Origin of the sequence: Burkholderia sp. RF2-non_BP3, from assembly GCF_001522185.1 — a bacterium.
Lineage (GTDB): Bacteria > Pseudomonadota > Gammaproteobacteria > Burkholderiales > Burkholderiaceae > Burkholderia > Burkholderia diffusa.
The window spans coordinates 39590-55713 of sequence record NZ_LOSU01000033.1 but is presented as its reverse complement, the minus strand read 5'-3'; the positions used below and the strand labels follow the sequence as shown (position 1 = coordinate 55713).

General features: G+C 65.5%; 15 protein-coding genes. 7 read left to right on the top strand and 8 right to left on the bottom strand.

The genetic code is table 11. The features are described 5' to 3' along the window. Positions 1–29 precede the first annotated feature (29 nt). Both WS45_RS16530 and WS45_RS16525 read right to left on the bottom strand, forming a co-directional pair. Positions 30–1376 carry a flavin-containing monooxygenase gene (locus WS45_RS16530; protein ID WP_059700778.1) on the bottom strand — a complete coding sequence of 449 codons (1347 nt, stop codon included), beginning with the start codon at positions 1374–1376 and terminating at the stop codon, positions 30–32. Positions 1377–1575: 199 nt separating this feature from the next. Then, on the bottom strand, positions 1576–1776 hold the full coding sequence (locus WS45_RS16525) for a hypothetical protein (RefSeq protein WP_257140466.1): 201 nt from the start codon (positions 1774–1776) through the stop codon (positions 1576–1578). A 332-nt stretch (positions 1777–2108) separates the two neighbouring features. On the opposite strand from WS45_RS16525, the gene WS45_RS35665 reads away from it, so the two are divergent. Both WS45_RS35665 and trpS read left to right on the top strand, forming a co-directional pair. Next, the gene (locus WS45_RS35665; RefSeq protein WP_175910122.1) at positions 2109–2264 is read left to right on the top strand and encodes a hypothetical protein; all 156 of its coding nucleotides are present in this window, start codon (positions 2109–2111) and stop codon (positions 2262–2264) included. Between the two features lie 206 nt (positions 2265–2470). Then, positions 2471–3484, top strand: coding sequence for a tryptophan--tRNA ligase (trpS, locus tag WS45_RS16520; RefSeq protein WP_059700777.1), 1014 nt, complete (start codon positions 2471–2473; stop codon positions 3482–3484). Between the two features lie 94 nt (positions 3485–3578). Here trpS and WS45_RS16515 read toward each other — a convergent pair whose 3' ends face one another. From WS45_RS16515 to WS45_RS16495, 5 genes are all read right to left on the bottom strand, one after another. Beyond that, positions 3579–3992, bottom strand: coding sequence for a VOC family protein (locus WS45_RS16515; protein ID WP_059700776.1), 414 nt, complete (start codon positions 3990–3992; stop codon positions 3579–3581). 157 nt (positions 3993–4149) lie between these two features. Next, the gene (locus WS45_RS16510) at positions 4150–4536 is read right to left on the bottom strand and encodes a VOC family protein (protein WP_059700775.1); all 387 of its coding nucleotides are present in this window, start codon (positions 4534–4536) and stop codon (positions 4150–4152) included. Between the two features lie 48 nt (positions 4537–4584). Then, a complete protein-coding gene (locus WS45_RS16505; RefSeq protein WP_059701016.1) occupies positions 4585–5505 on the bottom strand; it encodes a bestrophin family protein in 921 nt (306 codons plus the stop codon). A gap of 176 nt (positions 5506–5681) precedes the next feature. Further along, the gene (gene cydB, locus WS45_RS16500) at positions 5682–6689 is read right to left on the bottom strand and encodes a cytochrome d ubiquinol oxidase subunit II (RefSeq protein ID WP_059537186.1); all 1008 of its coding nucleotides are present in this window, start codon (positions 6687–6689) and stop codon (positions 5682–5684) included. Between the two features lie 3 nt (positions 6690–6692). Further along, positions 6693–8093: a cytochrome ubiquinol oxidase subunit I gene (locus WS45_RS16495; RefSeq protein ID WP_059700774.1), complete on the bottom strand. Its 1401-nt coding sequence runs from the start codon at positions 8091–8093 to the stop codon at positions 6693–6695. Positions 8094–8798: 705 nt separating this feature from the next. On the opposite strand from WS45_RS16495, the gene moaA reads away from it, so the two are divergent. From moaA to moaD, 3 genes are all read left to right on the top strand, one after another. Next, positions 8799–9917 (top strand): GTP 3',8-cyclase MoaA, encoded by a 1119-nt coding sequence (moaA, locus tag WS45_RS16490; RefSeq protein WP_059700773.1) that lies wholly within the window; start codon positions 8799–8801, stop codon positions 9915–9917. Between the two features lie 49 nt (positions 9918–9966). Further along, on the top strand, positions 9967–10482 hold the full coding sequence (locus WS45_RS16485; protein WP_059700772.1) for a molybdenum cofactor biosynthesis protein MoaE: 516 nt from the start codon (positions 9967–9969) through the stop codon (positions 10480–10482). A gap of 61 nt (positions 10483–10543) precedes the next feature. After that, the gene (moaD, locus tag WS45_RS16480; RefSeq protein ID WP_059700771.1) at positions 10544–10801 is read left to right on the top strand and encodes a molybdopterin converting factor subunit 1; all 258 of its coding nucleotides are present in this window, start codon (positions 10544–10546) and stop codon (positions 10799–10801) included. A 58-nt stretch (positions 10802–10859) separates the two neighbouring features. Here the strand turns inward: moaD and WS45_RS16475 are convergent, their stop codons facing one another. Continuing rightward, positions 10860–11522 carry a glutathione S-transferase family protein gene (locus WS45_RS16475; protein WP_059537206.1) on the bottom strand — a complete coding sequence of 221 codons (663 nt, stop codon included), beginning with the start codon at positions 11520–11522 and terminating at the stop codon, positions 10860–10862. Positions 11523–11691: 169 nt separating this feature from the next. Here WS45_RS16475 and WS45_RS16470 point away from each other — a divergent pair, with 169 nt between their 5' ends. Both WS45_RS16470 and acnB read left to right on the top strand, forming a co-directional pair. Further along, positions 11692–12702: a helix-turn-helix transcriptional regulator gene (locus WS45_RS16470; protein ID WP_059692808.1), complete on the top strand. Its 1011-nt coding sequence runs from the start codon at positions 11692–11694 to the stop codon at positions 12700–12702. Between the two features lie 517 nt (positions 12703–13219). After that, a complete protein-coding gene (acnB, locus tag WS45_RS16465; RefSeq protein ID WP_059700770.1) occupies positions 13220–15805 on the top strand; it encodes a bifunctional aconitate hydratase 2/2-methylisocitrate dehydratase in 2586 nt (861 codons plus the stop codon). The last annotated feature ends 319 nt before the right edge of the window (positions 15806–16124 follow it).

The window sequence follows — 16124 nt, the reverse complement described above, 5'->3', positions numbered from 1 at the left end:
CCGGGCGCGGCACGTGCCGCGAGCGCGTATCAGCCGATCGCGTCGACCAGCGGGCGCGCATCGGCCTGCCCCGCATGCGACGAGTCGTCGTGCCCGGTGCGCGTTTGCGCGCGGCGTTGCGACGCGTCGTGATAGTCGAGGTACTTGCGCTGCGTGACGATGTGGTCGGCGATGTGTTTCGCGTCGTGCCACACGCCCCAGATGAAGCTGGAGCCGCGCCGCGACAGCCACGGCAGACCGAGGAAATAGATGCCCGGCTCCTTCGACACGCCGCGCTGGTGCTGCGGCTTGCCGTTCGCGGCGAACGCGTCGACGTTCAGCCAGCCGTAGTCGACCGCGTAGCCCGTCGCCCAGACGATCGATGTGACGCCGGCGCCGGCCAGGTCGAGCGTGAGGATCGGCTGCGTGACGCAATCCGGATTCGGCAGAATGCGGCGGGCCTCAGGCTCTTCGGGCAGGTCGAGGCCGTTGCGCGCCGCGTACGCGTCGGCCGCATCGAGCAGCGCCAGGTAGTTCTCGTCGCCGCGGGCGAGATTGATCGCGAGATCGCGCTCGAACATCGCAACGCCGCCGTCGAACGCCTTCGTCAGCCCCACCAGCGTCACGCCCTGGTGCGCGAGGGCGCGGAAATCGACCGTGTGGCCTCCGCGCGCGCCGCTCACCGCGATCGTCACGTGTTCGCGTCCGGGCGTCGCGACTTCCTTGTCCCATTCGCCGAGCACGCCGAGCCACCAGCAGAAGTCACGGCCGCGATACGCGCGCGGCGGGCGGTCGTGCGGGCCGACCGACAGATAGACCTGCCGGCCCGCGCGCTGCAGCTCGTCGGCGATCTGCACGCCCGACGAACCCGCGCCGACCACCAGCACCGCGCCGTCGGGCAATTGCGCCGGGTTGCGATAATCGGCCGAGTGGATTTGCATGAGGCCGGCATCGTCCGGCGCGATCGGCGAGATGACCGGGCGCTGGAACGGGCCCGTCGCGACGACCACGCGGTTCGCCTCGATCGTGCCGTCCGAGGTGTCGACGATGAAACCCGGCTTGCCCGTGTTGCGCACGACGTTCTTCACTTCGACGCCGGTGCGGATCGGCGCATTGAACTTGCGCGCATAGGCTTCGAAGTAATCGGCGACCTGGTCCTTCGATGCGAACGCATCAGGATCGAGGCCGTCGAATTCGAGCCCCGGAAAACGGTCGTGCCACGCGGGGCCGTTCGCGACCAGCGAATCCCAGCGCCCGGTGCGCCAGCGCTCGGCGATGCGGTCGCGCTCCAGCACGAGATGCGGCACGCCGAGCTTGCCCAGGTGCTCGCTCATGGCCACGCCGGCCTGGCCGGCTCCGACGACCAGCGTATCGATTGAGGTTTTTTCCACTGCCACGGCTGTCTCCTTGAAGTGCGGCTCGCTGCGACGCTCGTGTCGTTGCGCGAGTGGGAATGGAGACATTCTGCTGACAGGCCCGCGTGGGCGAAATGATGTTTTTTGTGGTTGTTGACGAGAAAAAAGCTGGGGGGTGCGACGCCTGCCCGATGTTCGCGTCGCGCGTTCCGGCGGGAGGCCGTAAGGTCACGCGCTCGAGTCAATGCCCGCCGTTGATTTCCGTGTCCTCGAATGCCAGATGCTCGAAATGGGTGCCTGTGAAATCCACGTCCAGCCCCTTGAGTCCATGCGCTTCGACCGTGCTTCCCGTGCAGTCCAGCACTTGCACCGAATGCCACGTGTTGCCGTCGAACCGAACGCCGTTCCACTTGCACCCGAGAAATTTCACGCCTGACATCATGCGGCACGAAATCACGGCGAAAATAGATAAATTAGACCTTTGATTTTATTGACTATTCCCCTTACCTCAACGTGCAACTGCGCCTCCACCAGCCCGCTGCCGGACAATTCTTGACGGTGTGCGCTCTCCCGAACTGGTAGGATGCGCGTCGCCTCGCCTCATGCAATGCGCCACCGGCCTCATGATCGAGCCCTTTATCTGTCCGCACGCGAGCTTCGCGCGAACTCCGTACCGCGCCCGCCCGGCCCCTCGTTGAACCCGTAGCCCCCGGCGCCGCTCCACCCGGCCCCGTTGCAGCAACCGTTGAAGTGGCGCACGTCGCGCCTCCAAGCATGAAGAAACTGAAGCAGCACATCCGCACCCTGAGCGAGATCGACCGTACGCCGGCGGTGCGCGTCTGCGCGCTGCTGCTGATGGTCGGCCTGCTATACCTGCTATGGCCGTCCGCCGAAGTCGCGCGCCTCGCGCTGGAATCGGTCGTGCGCTGACGCACGGCTCGCCGCCGCTACGCTATACTCGCGCAATGGAAACCAAACCTGCCTCGCCGAACGTGCATTGCTGGTGGCGCGCCTGACCCAGGCGGCCCGTTTCCTTTTGCATGTCCCGAACGTGATGCCGCCAGCCATGGCGGCATTGTCGTTTCTGCGCTCACGTCATGGCTGGTGGCTTCGATAACCCGGAGCCAATCCACACCATGACGCACCCGACCCGACCGATCATTCTCACCGGCGACCGCACGACCGGCCCGCTGCATCTCGGCCATTACATCGGCTCGCTGCGCGCTCGCGTGCAGATGCAGCACGAAGCGACGCAGTTCCTGCTGCTCGCCGACACGCAGGCGCTGACCGACAACATGGGCCGCCGCCAGCGCGTCACCGAGAACGTGATCGAGGTCGCGCTCGACTACCTGGCCGTCGGCATCGATCCGGCGATCTCGACGATCGTCGTCCAGTCGCAGGTGCCCGAGCTCGCCGAGCTGTCGCAATACCTGCTCAACCTCGTGACGGTCGCGCGCCTCGAGCGCAATCCGACCATCAAGGAAGAGATCCGCCTGCGCGGCTTCGAGCGCGACATCCCGGCCGGCTTCCTGACCTACCCCGTCAGCCAGGCTGCCGACATCACCGCGTTCAAGGCGACGCACGTGCCGGTCGGCGACGACCAGCTGCCGATGATCGAGCAGACCAACGAACTCGTGCGCCGCTTCAACGCGACGGTCGACAAGCCCGTGCTGGTGGAATGCGAGGCCGTGCTGTCGGCGGTCACGCGGCTGCCCGGCATCGACGGCAAGGCGAAGATGAGCAAGTCGCTCGGCAACGCGATCACGCTCGGCTCGACGCCCGACGAGATCGCGCAAGCGGTGAAGGACATGTACACGGATCCGAACCATCTGCGCGTGAACGATCCCGGTCAGGTCGAGGGCAACGTCGTGTTCACGTTCCTCGACGCGTTCGAGCCCGACGTGCAGAAGGTCGACGAACTGAAGGCGCACTATCGCCGTGGCGGCCTCGGCGACAGCGTCGTCAAGCGCGTGCTGAACGAGCGGCTGCAGGCGCTGATCGAGCCGATCCGTGCGCGCCGTCGCGAATTCGAAGCGGACAAGGCGGAGGTGATGGCGATCCTGAAGCGCGGCACGATGCATGCGCGAGAGGTGGCGGGGGCGACGCTGGCCGAGGTGAAGGGCGCGATGGGGCTGACGTACTTCGATTGAGCCGCGCGCGCGGCAAACGCGACTGGCGCCGTGCTTGTCCGCGACCCGACGGCACGACACCGTGCCGCGGGCGATCAGTCGTCGGCGAGTGCCGTCACGGCCGCTCGTACGCCGCTGGCGCAGCGTGGCACACGGCCTCGATCCGGTTGCCGGCCGGATCGACGACAAAGGCCGCGTAGTAGTCGGCGTGATAGTGCGGCCTCAAGCCGGGGTCGCCGTCGGGCCGCCCGCCCGCGGACAGCCCCGCCTCGAAAAATGCATGCACCTGCTGGCGGGAAGCCGCCTTGAAGCACCAGTGTCGCTTACTCGTCCCGACTTCGGCGGGATCCAGATAAATCGCCAGGAAGGTCGATGCGGTGTCGGTGGCACTGCAACGTTCACCGTAACCGAGCGCGGTGCCGCGGTCATAAACCTTGGTCGCGCCCAGCGCGGCCATGACACCGTCGTAGAAGGGGCGTGCCTGATCGATATCCGGAACGCCGATGGACACGTGGTCAAGAAGTTGCATGATGTTGGCTCCATTGAACGAGCACGAGTCTACACAAACTTCCTTGGTCGACTCCGCCGATGTCGCGCCTGCGCCCTTTCACGCCATCATGACGCCCCACAAAATGATCGACCGGCGCGACTGAAACGAACCCGAGCGGCTCCTCGCGGACAACGCGTCACTTCATCTGCATGAGCTGCACGAGGTTGCCGCACGTATCGTCGAGCACCGCGATCCGCACGGGCCCCGCGTCCATCGGCGCCAGCGTGAAGTACACGCCGAGCGCGTCGAGCCGCGCGTACTCGGCGTCGAGATCGTCGACCTGAAACGACGCCGCCGGGATGCCGTCCTCGTACAGCGCCTGACGATAAGGGCCGACCGCGCGATGATGACTCGGTTCGAGCATCAGCTCGGTGCCGTCGGGCTGATCCTTCGACACGACCGTCAGCCAGCGGTACGCGCCCACCGGCACGTTGTTCTTCAACCGGAAGCCGAGGATGTCGGTATAGAACGCGAGCGCCTTGTCCTGATCGTCGACAAAAATACTCGTCACGTAGATGCGCATGCGAAGTTCTCCCAATCGTGCACGCCGCGACGCGCGTCGCGGTGCCGCTTACGTGATCTGATACGTCGATGCCGGCACGAACTCCTCCGGCATCGCGCGCTCGCCCAGCTCGAGCACCGACCGCTCGACCGTGCGCGCCATCGCATCGAGCGCCAGCGCGTTCGGCGCGAGGCCGAACGGCTCGGCCACCTCGTTCGCGATCGCTTCGAGCGCGATCAGCGTGTACGAGATGAACACGCAAATCAGCGGCGTGAAGTATTCCGTCGAATCGACGAGGCCGAACGGCAACAGCACGCAATAAGCATAGACGGTGCGATGCAGCAGCACGCTGTACGAGAACGGGATCGGCGTCGTCAGGATGCGCTCGCAGCCGCCCACGGCCTTGCCCAACTCGGCCAGTTGCATTTCAAACATCCAGCACGTTGCTTCGCTGCCGGGCGCGCGACCCAGCGCGCGGACGATTCCGCCGCGCAGTTCATCGAGAATCGCGACGGGCTGGTAGCACTTGTGCGCGAACGCGGCGGCGCGCTCGGCGCCGAGAATACGCTGCAGGTCCTGCGCCGGATCGGTATGACGCAGCTGATGCTTCAATGCATACGTGAACGCGATCAGCAGATCGGCGAGCCGGTCGCGCTCCGCATCGCCGACGCTGTCGGGCAAGTAGCGCCGCAGCTGCGACGTGACGGTGCGCGCCGCGATCAGCAGGTTGCCCCACAGAAGCCGCGCCTCCTTGAAACGCTCGAAGCTCGCGTTGTTGCGAAACGCGAGAAAGATCGCGAGGGCCAGCCCGAACAGCGTGAACGGCGCGGTGTTCAGCGGAATCTTCTCGCCGAAGATGCGCCCGTTCGTGAAGACCGCCAGCGTGCTGACGATCGCCATGAACACGAGTTGCGGAATGATCGACTGCAGCACGGAGCCGTTCCATATGAACAGCATCCTGAGCCAGTTTTGTCGTGGTCTGACGATCATGGTGTTGTCTCGACTGCCGATGAAATACGCCATGCGGATCGCCGCCGCCCGATGTGCAACGGCCCGCGCGTGGCGGGCCGCTGCCCGGTCGATGCCGAGCCGGGTGACGCGCTTCACCGCGCTTGCGAATGATGATACGCCCGCGCACGCCCTGCCCCGTCACCGGGGCGCGCCGGTCAGTGATAGCCGGCGTCGCCCTCGCGCACCTTGCCGCGAAACACGCGGTACTGCATCGCGTTGTACACGAGGATGATCGGCAGCACGATCACGGTGCCGACGAGTGCGAACAACTGGCTCGAATGGCTCGACGACGCGTCCCAGATCGTCAGCGACGGCGGCACGATGTTCGGCCAGATGCTGATCACGAGGCCGGTGTAGCCGAGGAACACGAGCGCGAGCGTCAGCAGGAACGGCGTCGCCTCGTGCTCGCGCTTCACCGTGCGGAAGATGCCCCATACGCACGCGACGACGAGGATCGGCACCGGCAGGAACCAGCCGAGGTTGCCGCTGCCGAACCAGCGATGCGCGACGGCCGGCAGCCCGATCACGGTCCACAGGCTGACCACGCCCATCACCGCGAGCAGCACGCCCGCGAGCGGCTTCATCAGCAGGCGCATCTTGCGCTGCAGCTCGCCGTCGACTTTCAAGATCAGCCAGCCGCAGCCGAGCGTCGCATAGGTGACGAGCACGCCGATCCCGCAGAACAGGCTGAACGGCGACAGCCAGTCGAACGGCCCGCCCGCGAACTGGTTGTTCACGATCCGGATGCCCTGCAGCAGCGAACCGAGCGTGATCCCCTGGCAGAACGCGGCCAGCGCGGAGCCGCCGATGAACGCGAGATCCCACAGGTGCTGCGTGCGGTTCGCCTTCGCACGCAATTCGAACGCGGCGCCGCGGAAGATCAGCCCGACCACCATCAGGATCAGCGGCAGGTAGTTCGCCGGCAGCAGCGTCGAGTAGACGACCGGAAACGCGCCGTACAGGCCCGCGCCGCCGAGCACGAGAAAGGTCTCGTTGCCGTCCCATACCGGCGCGACGGTATTCAGCATGACTTCGCGTTCGGCCTTCGCGTCGAAGAACGGAAACAGCAGGCCGATGCCGAGATCGAAGCCGTCGAGCATCACGTAGATGAACACGCCGAGACCGATGATCGCGGCCCACACGACAGGAAGATCGATGTGCATCGCTTACTCCGCTTCGGTGACGTTCAGCGGCGTGGACAGCGCGCTCTTGCGCAGCCCTGGATGCCGGTGCAGCTCGATGTATCCGGCCTGGGCGGCCGGCCCGCGCTTCATCAGTTGCATCATGTAGTAGATCCCCGTTCCGAACACCAGGAAATACACGACCACGAAGATCAGCAGCGACACGCCGACCTGCTGCGCGCTGAGCGGCGCGACCGAATCGACGGTGCGCAGCACGCCGTATACGGTCCACGGCTGCCGCCCGACCTCGGTCGTGATCCATCCGGCCAGCAGCGCGACGATGCCCGACGGCCCCATGCACACGACGAACCACTGGAACCAGCGCGTTTCATACAGGCGTCCGCGTTTTCTCAGCAGCAAGCCGAGCAGCGCGGTGAGCAGCATCAGCATCCCGAGGCCGGCCATGATCCGGAAGGTCCAGAACACGATCGGCGAATACGGGCGGTCCTGCGCCGGGAATTCCTTCAGCCCGCGAATCTCGCCGTCCCAGCTGTGCGTGAGGATCAGGCTGCCGAGGTGCGGCACCTGGATCGCATAGCGCGTCGTCTCTGCCTGCATGTCGGGCAGACCGACGAGGTTCAGCGCGGTGCCGCCCTTCTCGGTTTCCCACAGCCCCTCGATCGCCGCGATCTTCGCCGGCTGGTATTCGCGCGTGTTCAACCCGTGCGCATCGCCGACGACGATCTGGATCGGCGCGAGCAGCAGCAACATCCACAGCGCCATCGAGAAGCTGCGCTTCACCGGCTCGTCGCGGCGCCCCTTCAGCAGGTGCCACGCCCCGCACGCGGCGACGATGAAGCCCGCGACGATGAACGCGGCGATCGTCATGTGCACGAGGCGATACGGGAACGACGGGTTGAAGATGACCTTGAACCAGTCGACCGGCACGACGAGACCGTTCTCGATCCTGTAGCCCTGCGGCGTCTGCATGAAGCTGTTCGACGCGAGGATCCAGAACGTCGAGATCAGCGTGCCGACCGCGACCATCAGCGTCGCGAAGAAATGCGCACGCGGGCTGACGCGCTGCCAGCCGAACAGCATCACGCCGAGAAAGCCGGCCTCGAGGAAGAAGGCAGTCAGGACTTCGTAAGTAAGCAGCGGGCCGGTGATGTTGCCCGCGACGCGCGAGAAGCCCGCCCAGTTCGTGCCGAACTCGTACGCCATCACGACGCCGGAGACGACGCCCATCCCGAAGCCGATCGCGAAGATCTTCGACCAGAACTGGAACATGGATTTATAGGCGGCGTCGCCGGTGACGAGATAGCGCCATTCCAGCACCGCCAGGAAGCTCGCCATGCCGATGCTGATCGCCGGAAACACGATGTGAAACGACACCGTGAACGCGAATTGCAATCGGGCGAGATGGAACGCATCGAAGATTTCCATGACCGTAATTTGCTCGTGATTGTGAGGACGTCAGCTCGAAGCAGGAAATCGCGCGACGGCTTCGCGACGGCACGTGCGGACAAGAACGGATCGCGGGGCGCGGCAACGAAGCGTGAATGACGATATCGCGTTTGCGACGATACTCGCAATCGCGCGAACGTGCGCTGAAACTGTGCTTTCCCCGGGGCCGAAGATGTGTGTACGGAAAACCCGTTGCGGGGCCGCGAGGCTGTCGGCTGTACTGCTTTCCGCACTGCGACGCTGTGCATCCGCGGCACGGCCGAACGCCCGTACCATCGGCTCACGGCCTGCCGGTGGCGCGCCGGCGCGACACCGCGCACCGTCCCTGCGCAGAATTCGCGCCCATCGCTCGGCCCACGCGCCGGGCGATGCCCCAGGAGAAAACAGCATGCGGCCCAGCGACCGGCGGCATCCATGCGGCCGCCTGGTGCGATCGCGACGGCGCCGTCCCGTATTACGATTTCGCGCACTGGCTCGCGTGAGCACGAACATGAGCATGGATTGGCGCGTCATGCCCGCCTTTCGCGCATCCAGGACGACGAACTGTATTCCTGCATTTCGGGCGGGATTGTGTCTCTGCCGATGGAATCCAGCGGCCTATCCTCACGACGAGGCTCGTCACGACCCGTGCGCCGACACCTCTGCGCATGCACGGTCGATCGGCGACGCCGTTCCGATCACTTCATGCAGGCAGCCGAACCCATCGTGAATGCCATCGCTTCCGCGCCGGTCGCCGCCGCAACCGGCGGCGCATCGCCCCGCATCTTCTCCCGCCCGCTCGACACGCTTGCGCGGCCGCTGCGCGACCTCCGGCTGTCCGTCATCGACCAGTGCAACTTCCGCTGCGGCTACTGCATGCCGCGCGACAGCTTCGGCCCCGACTATGCGTTCATGCCGTCGTCCGAGCGGCTGTCGTTCGCGCAACTCGAGAAGATCGCGCGCGCGTTCGTCTCGCTCGGCGTCGAAAAGATCCGCCTCACCGGCGGCGAGCCGCTGCTGCGCCGCAACCTCGAAGCGCTGATCGAACGGCTCGCGATGCTGACGACCGTCAACGGCAAGCCCGTCGAAATCGCGCTGACGACCAACGGTTCGCTGCTCGCCGCCAAGGCACGCACGCTGCGCGATGCAGGCTTGTCGCGCGTGACCGTGAGTCTCGACGCGATCGACGACATCGTATTCCGCCGGATGACCGACACCGACGTGCCGGTGGCGCGCGTGCTGGCCGGCATCGAGGCCGCGCAGGTGGCCGGGCTCGCGCCCGTGAAGGTCAACGCGGTGATCGAGCGCGGCGCGAACGACGACCAGATCCTGCCGCTCGTGCGTCACTTCCGTCATAGCGGCGTGGCCGTTCGCTTCATCGAATACATGGACGTCGGCGGCGCGAGCGCGTGGTCCGGCGACAAGGTCGTGCCGGCCGCGCGGATGCGCGAGCTCATCGAAGCGAGCTATCCGCTCGTGCTCGTCGGCGAACCGGGACACGATGCCACCGCGATCCGTTGCCGGCACATCGACGGCGCGGGTGAGGTGGGTCTCATCGCGAGCGTGTCGCATCCGTTCTGCGGCACGTGCTCGCGCGCCCGCGTGTCGGCCGATGGCCAGCTCTATACGTGTCTGTTCGCGATGCAGGGCACCGACCTGCGGCCGTGGCTCGATGACGCCGCATCGATCGACGGCCTGGCCGACATCGTGCGCGCACGATGGACGCTACGCGACGACCGCTATTCCGAACGGCGGGCCACGAACGCGGCCAGGCCGTCCGGCAAGACCTACCCGACCGTGCGCATGTCGCTCGTCGGCGGCTGACGGGCGGCAGCCGCGCGAAGCGGAGCGAACCGCCTACTGGAGAATCGTCATGACCAGTTTCACCGAATCCCGTGTCACGTCATCAAACGAGCCGCCGCCGGCGATCGCAGCCGGTTTCGAGGTGCGTGTGCAGTACACGGCGATCGACGCCGGCGCCGAGATCGCGCCGATCATTCGCAATCCGAATGTCGGTGCGGTCGTGAATTTCCTCGGTGTCGTGCGCAACGAAGGTGACGTCGACGACGTGATCGCGCTGGAAGTCGAGCACTATCCGACGATGACCGAGCAGGCGCTCTGGAGCATCGTCGAGGAAGCGAGCGCGCGGTGGCGGCTCGAGGCGGCCAAGGTCGTGCATCGCGTCGGGCGCATTCCGTTGGGCCATGCGGTCGTGATCGTCGTCGTGGCCGCCGCGCATCGCGCGTCGGCGTTCGATGCGTGCGAATTCATCATGGACTTCCTGAAGACGCATGCGCCGTTCTGGAAGAAGGAGATCCGGCACGACGGCGTGGCCGGCTGGGTCGAGCCGAAGGCGCATGACGATCAGGCGATGCGCCGCTGGGGATGAACGTGCCGGCCAACGACTTTCCGATTCCGCCGATTGCACCGATTTCGCTCAGGACATCGTAATGAAACTGACGATCAGATACTTTGCGAGCATTCGCGAACAATTGCATACCGACGAGGAAGTCGTCGAGATCGATGCGCATGAGCTCACCGTCGACGCGCTGCGCGCCGCGCTCGCCGCACGCGACGCGCGCAGTGGCGAAGCGCTGCGGCTGAACCGCCCCGTGCGCGCGGCCGTGAACCTCGAGATGGTGACCGGCGCATTCGTCGTGCGGGAGGACAGCGAGGTGGCGTTCTTTCCGCCGGTGACCGGCGGGTGATGCGTTCACATCCGGCAGCGACTGACGGATCGTAGCCGCTCGACGCGCGACGGGTTGGCTAATGGAGCCCGCGAAGAAAATCCGGAACCGGATGGTCGATCGAAGCAAGATAACCCGCCATCGCACCAGCCACTTTCCGCACGGCCGGACGCGCGGTCATCCGTTCGCGCCAGGCGAGCAGGTTCGGCGTCTCCGCCGTCATCGGCGCGCCCTTGCGCGCGCCGAACAACTGCGCCATGTAGAACGCGATGTCGGCGTACGAATAGGTGTCGGCAAGGAATTCCCGGTCCGCCAGCACGCGCTCCATGCGTCGATAGTATTGCCGCGCTTCGTCGCGTGCGGCCTGTGCCGCGGGATGATCCGGCGTCTCTTCGAGGCCCATCAGCCGGATCACGTGCGGAAAATAAACCTCGTCGCTGCAGTGCTCGAGCTGACGCGCCACCGCGCGCGCTTTCGGCTGCGCGGGCCAGAGCGCGGGATCGGGCTTCAAGTCTTCCAGGTACTCGAAGATCTGCGTGGAATCGAAAATCTCCAGGTCGCCGTCGATCAGCACCGGCACCTGACGCTTCGGATTGATGCGCAAGACGTCCGGATGCTTCGGGTCGTAGCCGCGCTGCTGGCTGAACGGCACCAGCACGCGCTCGAAGGCGATGCCCTTCTCGTGCGCCGCGATCTCGACTTTCGCGCCGAACATGCTCAGCGGACCGGTCATGATTTTCATGTATCGCTCTCCTCGACGGGTTTCGCGCAGTGGCCCTCACATGAGCACCGCCCGCGCGTCGGCAAGCCCGCGCCCGACTCCGTTGCGCGCCAGCCGATCGCGGATGTGTCGGATCATAGATCCGATAACATGACATCCCGTGTCATGTATTCCGGATGAGGTGCCACACATGAAAGCCAGCCGGCTGTTGTCGATCATGATGATGCTGCAGGCGCGCGGCCGCATGACCGCGCCGGCGCTGGCCGCCGCGCTGGAAGTGTCCGAGCGGACGATCCTGCGCGATATCGACCAACTGTCGACGGCCGGCGTGCCGATCTGGGGCGATCGCGGACGCAACGGCGGCTTTCAGTTGCAGGACGACTGGCGTACCGATCTCACGGGGCTGACCGAGCAGGAGGCACATGCGTTGATTCTGGCCGGCCTGCCGGGGCCGGCGGGAGAACTCGGGCTCGACGGGATGGCTGCGTCCGCGCGGCTGAAGATGATCGCCAGCCTGCCGCCGGACTCGCGCGAACATGCCGATCGTGTCGCGAGCCGGCTGCATGTCGATACCGTGGATTGGTATCGGGCGCAGGAAACGCCGGCGTTTCTGCGTGAAGTCGCCGATGCCGTGTGGCAGTCGCAGCGGATCGAGGTGACGTACGAGAGCTGGCGCGGTGTGTCGCGCCGCGCACTCGATCCGCTCGGGCTGGTGCTCAAGGGCGGTGCGTGGTACGTCGTGGCGAAGGTCGCCGGCAAGCGCGATGCGCTGACTTTTCGGCTCGCGAACATTCGGGAACTCGCGGCGTCGCGCCGCCGATTCAAGCGGCCCGCGCGGTTCGATCTGGCCCGGCACTGGCGTGATTCGATGAGCCGGTATGAAGCGGAGCTTTACCGGTTGAGCGCGCACGTCGCGGTGTCGGCGCGCGCAGAGAGCTGGCTGATCAATGCACGCGTCAAGGTCGCGCCCGTCTCGGATAGCGCCGGCAGCAGCGCGGTCCCGCCGGGATGGAAGGAATTCCTGATGCCGATCGAATCGATCGAGCACGGTGCGCGCAAGCTGCTTGGATATGGTGCGGAGTTGAAAGTGCTCGGGCCGCGGGAACTCGTGGTTCGATTGACCGACGAGGTTGCAGCGACGAAGGCGCTGTATTCACCCGCGCCGCCGGCGATCGACGACGCTCCAACATTCGCGGCTTGATCGGAGCGAAACTGCTCGCATTCACCGTCTTCACCGCGCACTCCGTCGTGATGGGCGTATTCCTCGAAGACACTGCCCGCCGAGATCGCCTGGATCGGCATCGGTGTCTTCATCTTGCCTATCTTGCGTTGGGATCTTGAAGCTTCACTGCGCAAGATGTCGGCATTTCTGCTTTCATTCGCCCTATTTTTCGCAAATTCGCAACGCCGCGCCTTTTTCGATTGGCGTTTCTGCCCATGCGGACGGCGCGCGCGGCGCCGATATTGCGCAGCCTCGGGCGACCGACCTCGAACGGTTTGCCCCGGATTTTCCACATGATGAAATCGCGTCGGGCGAACGCCGCATCTGCGACCGGCCATACGCCTCACACACAACTCTTATATAAGACATAAGACATTTGACGCCTGACCATATTGCGACTAGAATCCCGTCCAAGCAGTGAAGCAGTGTCCGGAACAGCAGCCTCGGCGTGCCTGGAAAGCCCTTCCCCTGAAACGCAATCTCAGCAGGTCCCCCCATGCTTGAAAACTTTCGTGCTCACGTGGCCGCCCGCGCCGCGCTCGGTATTCCTCCCCTGCCGCTGACGGCTCAGCAAACCGCCGAACTGGTGGAACTGCTGGCGAACCCGCCCGCTGGCGAAGAGCAGACGCTGCTCGACCTGATCACCCATCGCGTCCCCGCCGGCGTCGACGAAGCCGCGCGCGTGAAGGCCGGCTTCCTGGCCGCCGTCGCGAAGGGCGAGACGGCCTGCCCGCTGATCTCGCGCGAGCGCGCGACCGAACTGCTCGGCACGATGCTGGGCGGCTACAACATCCAGCCGCTGATCGAGCTGCTGTCCGACGAAGCAGTCGCGGCCGTCGCTGCCGACGCACTGAAGAAAACCCTGCTGATGTTCGACCAGTTCCATGACGTGAAGGAACTCGCCGACAAGGGCAACGCGCACGCGAAGGCCGTGCTGCAGAGCTGGGCCGACGCCGAATGGTTCACGAGCCGTCCGCAAGTGCCGGAAAGCCTGACCATCACCGTGTTCAAGGTCACGGGCGAAACCAACACCGACGACCTGTCGCCGGCCCCGGACGCCACCACCCGCCCGGACATCCCGATGCACGCGCTGGCGATGCTGAAGAACGCGCGCCCCGGCATCACGCCGGAAGAAGACGGCAAGCGCGGCCCGGTCAAGTTCATCGAATCGCTGAAGGACAAGGGTCACCTGGTCGCCTACGTCGGCGACGTGGTCGGCACCGGCTCCTCGCGCAAGTCGGCCACCAACTCGGTGCTGTGGTTCACCGGCGAAGACATCCCGTTCGTCCCGAACAAGCGTTTCGGCGGCGTGTGCCTCGGCGGCAAGATCGCCCCGATCTTCTACAACACGATGGAAGACGCCGGCGCGCTGCCGATCGAACTCGACGTGTCGCAGATGAACATGGGCGACGTCGTCGAACTGCGCCCGTACGAAGGCAAGGCGCTGAAGGACGGCAACGTGATCGCCGAATTCCAGGTCAAGTCCGACGTGCTGTTCGACGAAGTGCGCGCCGGCGGCCGCATTCCGCTGATCATCGGCCGCGGCCTGACCGCGAAGGCGCGTGAAGCGCTCGGCCTCGCGCCGTCGACGCTGTTCCGCCTGCCGCACCAGCCGGCCGACAGCGGCAAGGGCTTCTCGCTCGCGCAGAAGATGGTCGGCCGCGCATGCGGTCTGCCGGAAGGCCAGGGCGTGCGTCCGGGCACGTACTGCGAACCGAAGATGACCTCGGTCGGCTCGCAGGACACCACCGGCCCGATGACCCGCGACGAACTGAAGGATCTGGCCTGCCTCGGCTTCTCGGCCGACCTCGTGATGCAGTCGTTCTGCCACACCGCCGCTTATCCGAAGCCGGTCGACGTCAAGACGCACCAGACGCTGCCGAACTTCATCAGCACCCGCGGCGGCATCGCGCTGCGCCCGGGCGACGGCGTGATCCACTCGTGGCTGAACCGCATGCTGCTGCCCGACACCGTCGGCACCGGCGGCGACTCGCACACGCGCTTCCCGATCGGCATCAGCTTCCCGGCAGGCTCGGGCCTGGTCGCGTTCGCGGCCGCCACCGGCACGATGCCGCTGGACATGCCGGAATCGGTGCTGGTCCGCTTCAAGGGCAAGATGCAGCCGGGCGTCACGCTGCGCGACCTCGTCAACGCGATTCCGCTGTATGCGATCAAGCAGGGCATGCTGACCGTCGCCAAGCAAGGCAAGAAGAACATCTTCTCGGGCCGCATCCTCGAAATCGAAGGCCTGCCCGACCTGAAGGTCGAGCAAGCGTTCGAACTGTCGGATGCGTCGGCCGAGCGTTCGGCAGCCGGTTGCACGGTGCACCTGAACAAGGAACCGATCATCGAGTACCTGAACAGCAACATCACGCTGCTGAAGTGGATGATCGCGCAGGGCTATCAGGATCCGCGCAGCCTGCAGCGCCGTATCGCGGCGATGGAGCAGTGGCTGGCCGACCCGCAACTGCTGTCGCCGGATGCCGACGCCGAATACGCGGCCGTCATCGAGATCGACCTGGCCGACATCCATGAACCGATCGTTGCCTGTCCGAACGATCCGGACGACGTGAAGACGCTGTCCGACGTCGCCGGCGCGAAGATCGACGAAGTGTTCATCGGTTCGTGCATGACCAACATCGGTCACTTCCGTGCCGCGTCGAAGCTGCTGGAAGGCAAGCGCGACATCCCGGTCAAGCTGTGGGTCGCGCCGCCGACCAAGATGGACCAGAAGCAACTGACGGAAGAAGGCCACTACGGCGTGTTCGGCACGGCCGGCGCCCGCACCGAAATGCCGGGCTGCTCGCTGTGCATGGGCAACCAGGCACAGGTGCGCGAAGGCGCGACGGTGATGTCGACGTCGACCCGCAACTTCCCGAACCGTCTGGGCAAGAACACGAACGTGTACCTCGGCTCGGCGGAACTGGCGGCAATCTGCTCGCGTCTCGGCAAGATCCCGACCAAGGACGAGTACATGGCCGACATGGGCGTGCTCAACGCCAATGGCGACAAGATCTACAAGTACATGAACTTCGACCAGATCGAAGATTTCAAGGAAGTCGCCGACACCGTGCAGATCTAAGCATGCGGTCGAGCTGCGGCGGGCCATGCTCGTCGTGGCGACACGCGATGGCGCCGCGGGCTGAATGCCCGCGGCGCTTTTTTTTGGTTCTTCGTGGATTTCCGGGGGGAGGACGCCGGCGAGGAACGTCGGCGTTCGGCCACTAGCTGACATTTGGCGTCTGAAGTCGAAAATGCTGGCTTCTCGGCTATCTCCGGTCGCTCCTGATGTGAGACCCTCCCGGACAAGCGCACGTCTGCTGCCGAGCAAGCGAGCAGTCTATTTCCCCACCGACGGATCCAGGAGAAACAGGAAACGAGGGCATTCGCCTCCAAGGAAA

What these genes read in the sequence shown, in the direction of transcription:
- moaA (WP_059700773.1), top strand. Translation starts at nt 8,799, where the DNA reads ATGCAGGCAGCCGAACCCATCGTGAATGCCATCGCTTCCGCGCCGGTC.
- WS45_RS16515 (WP_059700776.1), bottom strand. Translation starts at nt 3,992, where the DNA reads ATGCAACTTCTTGACCACGTGTCCATCGGCGTTCCGGATATCGATCAG.
- WS45_RS16510 (WP_059700775.1), bottom strand. Translation starts at nt 4,536, where the DNA reads ATGCGCATCTACGTGACGAGTATTTTTGTCGACGATCAGGACAAGGCG.
- WS45_RS16470 (WP_059692808.1), top strand. Translation starts at nt 11,692, where the DNA reads ATGAAAGCCAGCCGGCTGTTGTCGATCATGATGATGCTGCAGGCGCGC.
- WS45_RS16475 (WP_059537206.1), bottom strand. Translation starts at nt 11,522, where the DNA reads ATGAAAATCATGACCGGTCCGCTGAGCATGTTCGGCGCGAAAGTCGAG.
- cydB (WP_059537186.1), bottom strand. Translation starts at nt 6,689, where the DNA reads ATGCACATCGATCTTCCTGTCGTGTGGGCCGCGATCATCGGTCTCGGC.
- WS45_RS16495 (WP_059700774.1), bottom strand. Translation starts at nt 8,093, where the DNA reads ATGGAAATCTTCGATGCGTTCCATCTCGCCCGATTGCAATTCGCGTTC.
- WS45_RS16505 (WP_059701016.1), bottom strand. Translation starts at nt 5,505, where the DNA reads ATGATCGTCAGACCACGACAAAACTGGCTCAGGATGCTGTTCATATGG.
- WS45_RS35665 (WP_175910122.1), top strand. Translation starts at nt 2,109, where the DNA reads ATGAAGAAACTGAAGCAGCACATCCGCACCCTGAGCGAGATCGACCGT.
- WS45_RS16525 (WP_257140466.1), bottom strand. Translation starts at nt 1,776, where the DNA reads ATGATGTCAGGCGTGAAATTTCTCGGGTGCAAGTGGAACGGCGTTCGG.
- acnB (WP_059700770.1), top strand. Translation starts at nt 13,220, where the DNA reads ATGCTTGAAAACTTTCGTGCTCACGTGGCCGCCCGCGCCGCGCTCGGT.
- trpS (WP_059700777.1), top strand. Translation starts at nt 2,471, where the DNA reads ATGACGCACCCGACCCGACCGATCATTCTCACCGGCGACCGCACGACC.
- moaD (WP_059700771.1), top strand. Translation starts at nt 10,544, where the DNA reads ATGAAACTGACGATCAGATACTTTGCGAGCATTCGCGAACAATTGCAT.
- WS45_RS16485 (WP_059700772.1), top strand. Translation starts at nt 9,967, where the DNA reads ATGACCAGTTTCACCGAATCCCGTGTCACGTCATCAAACGAGCCGCCG.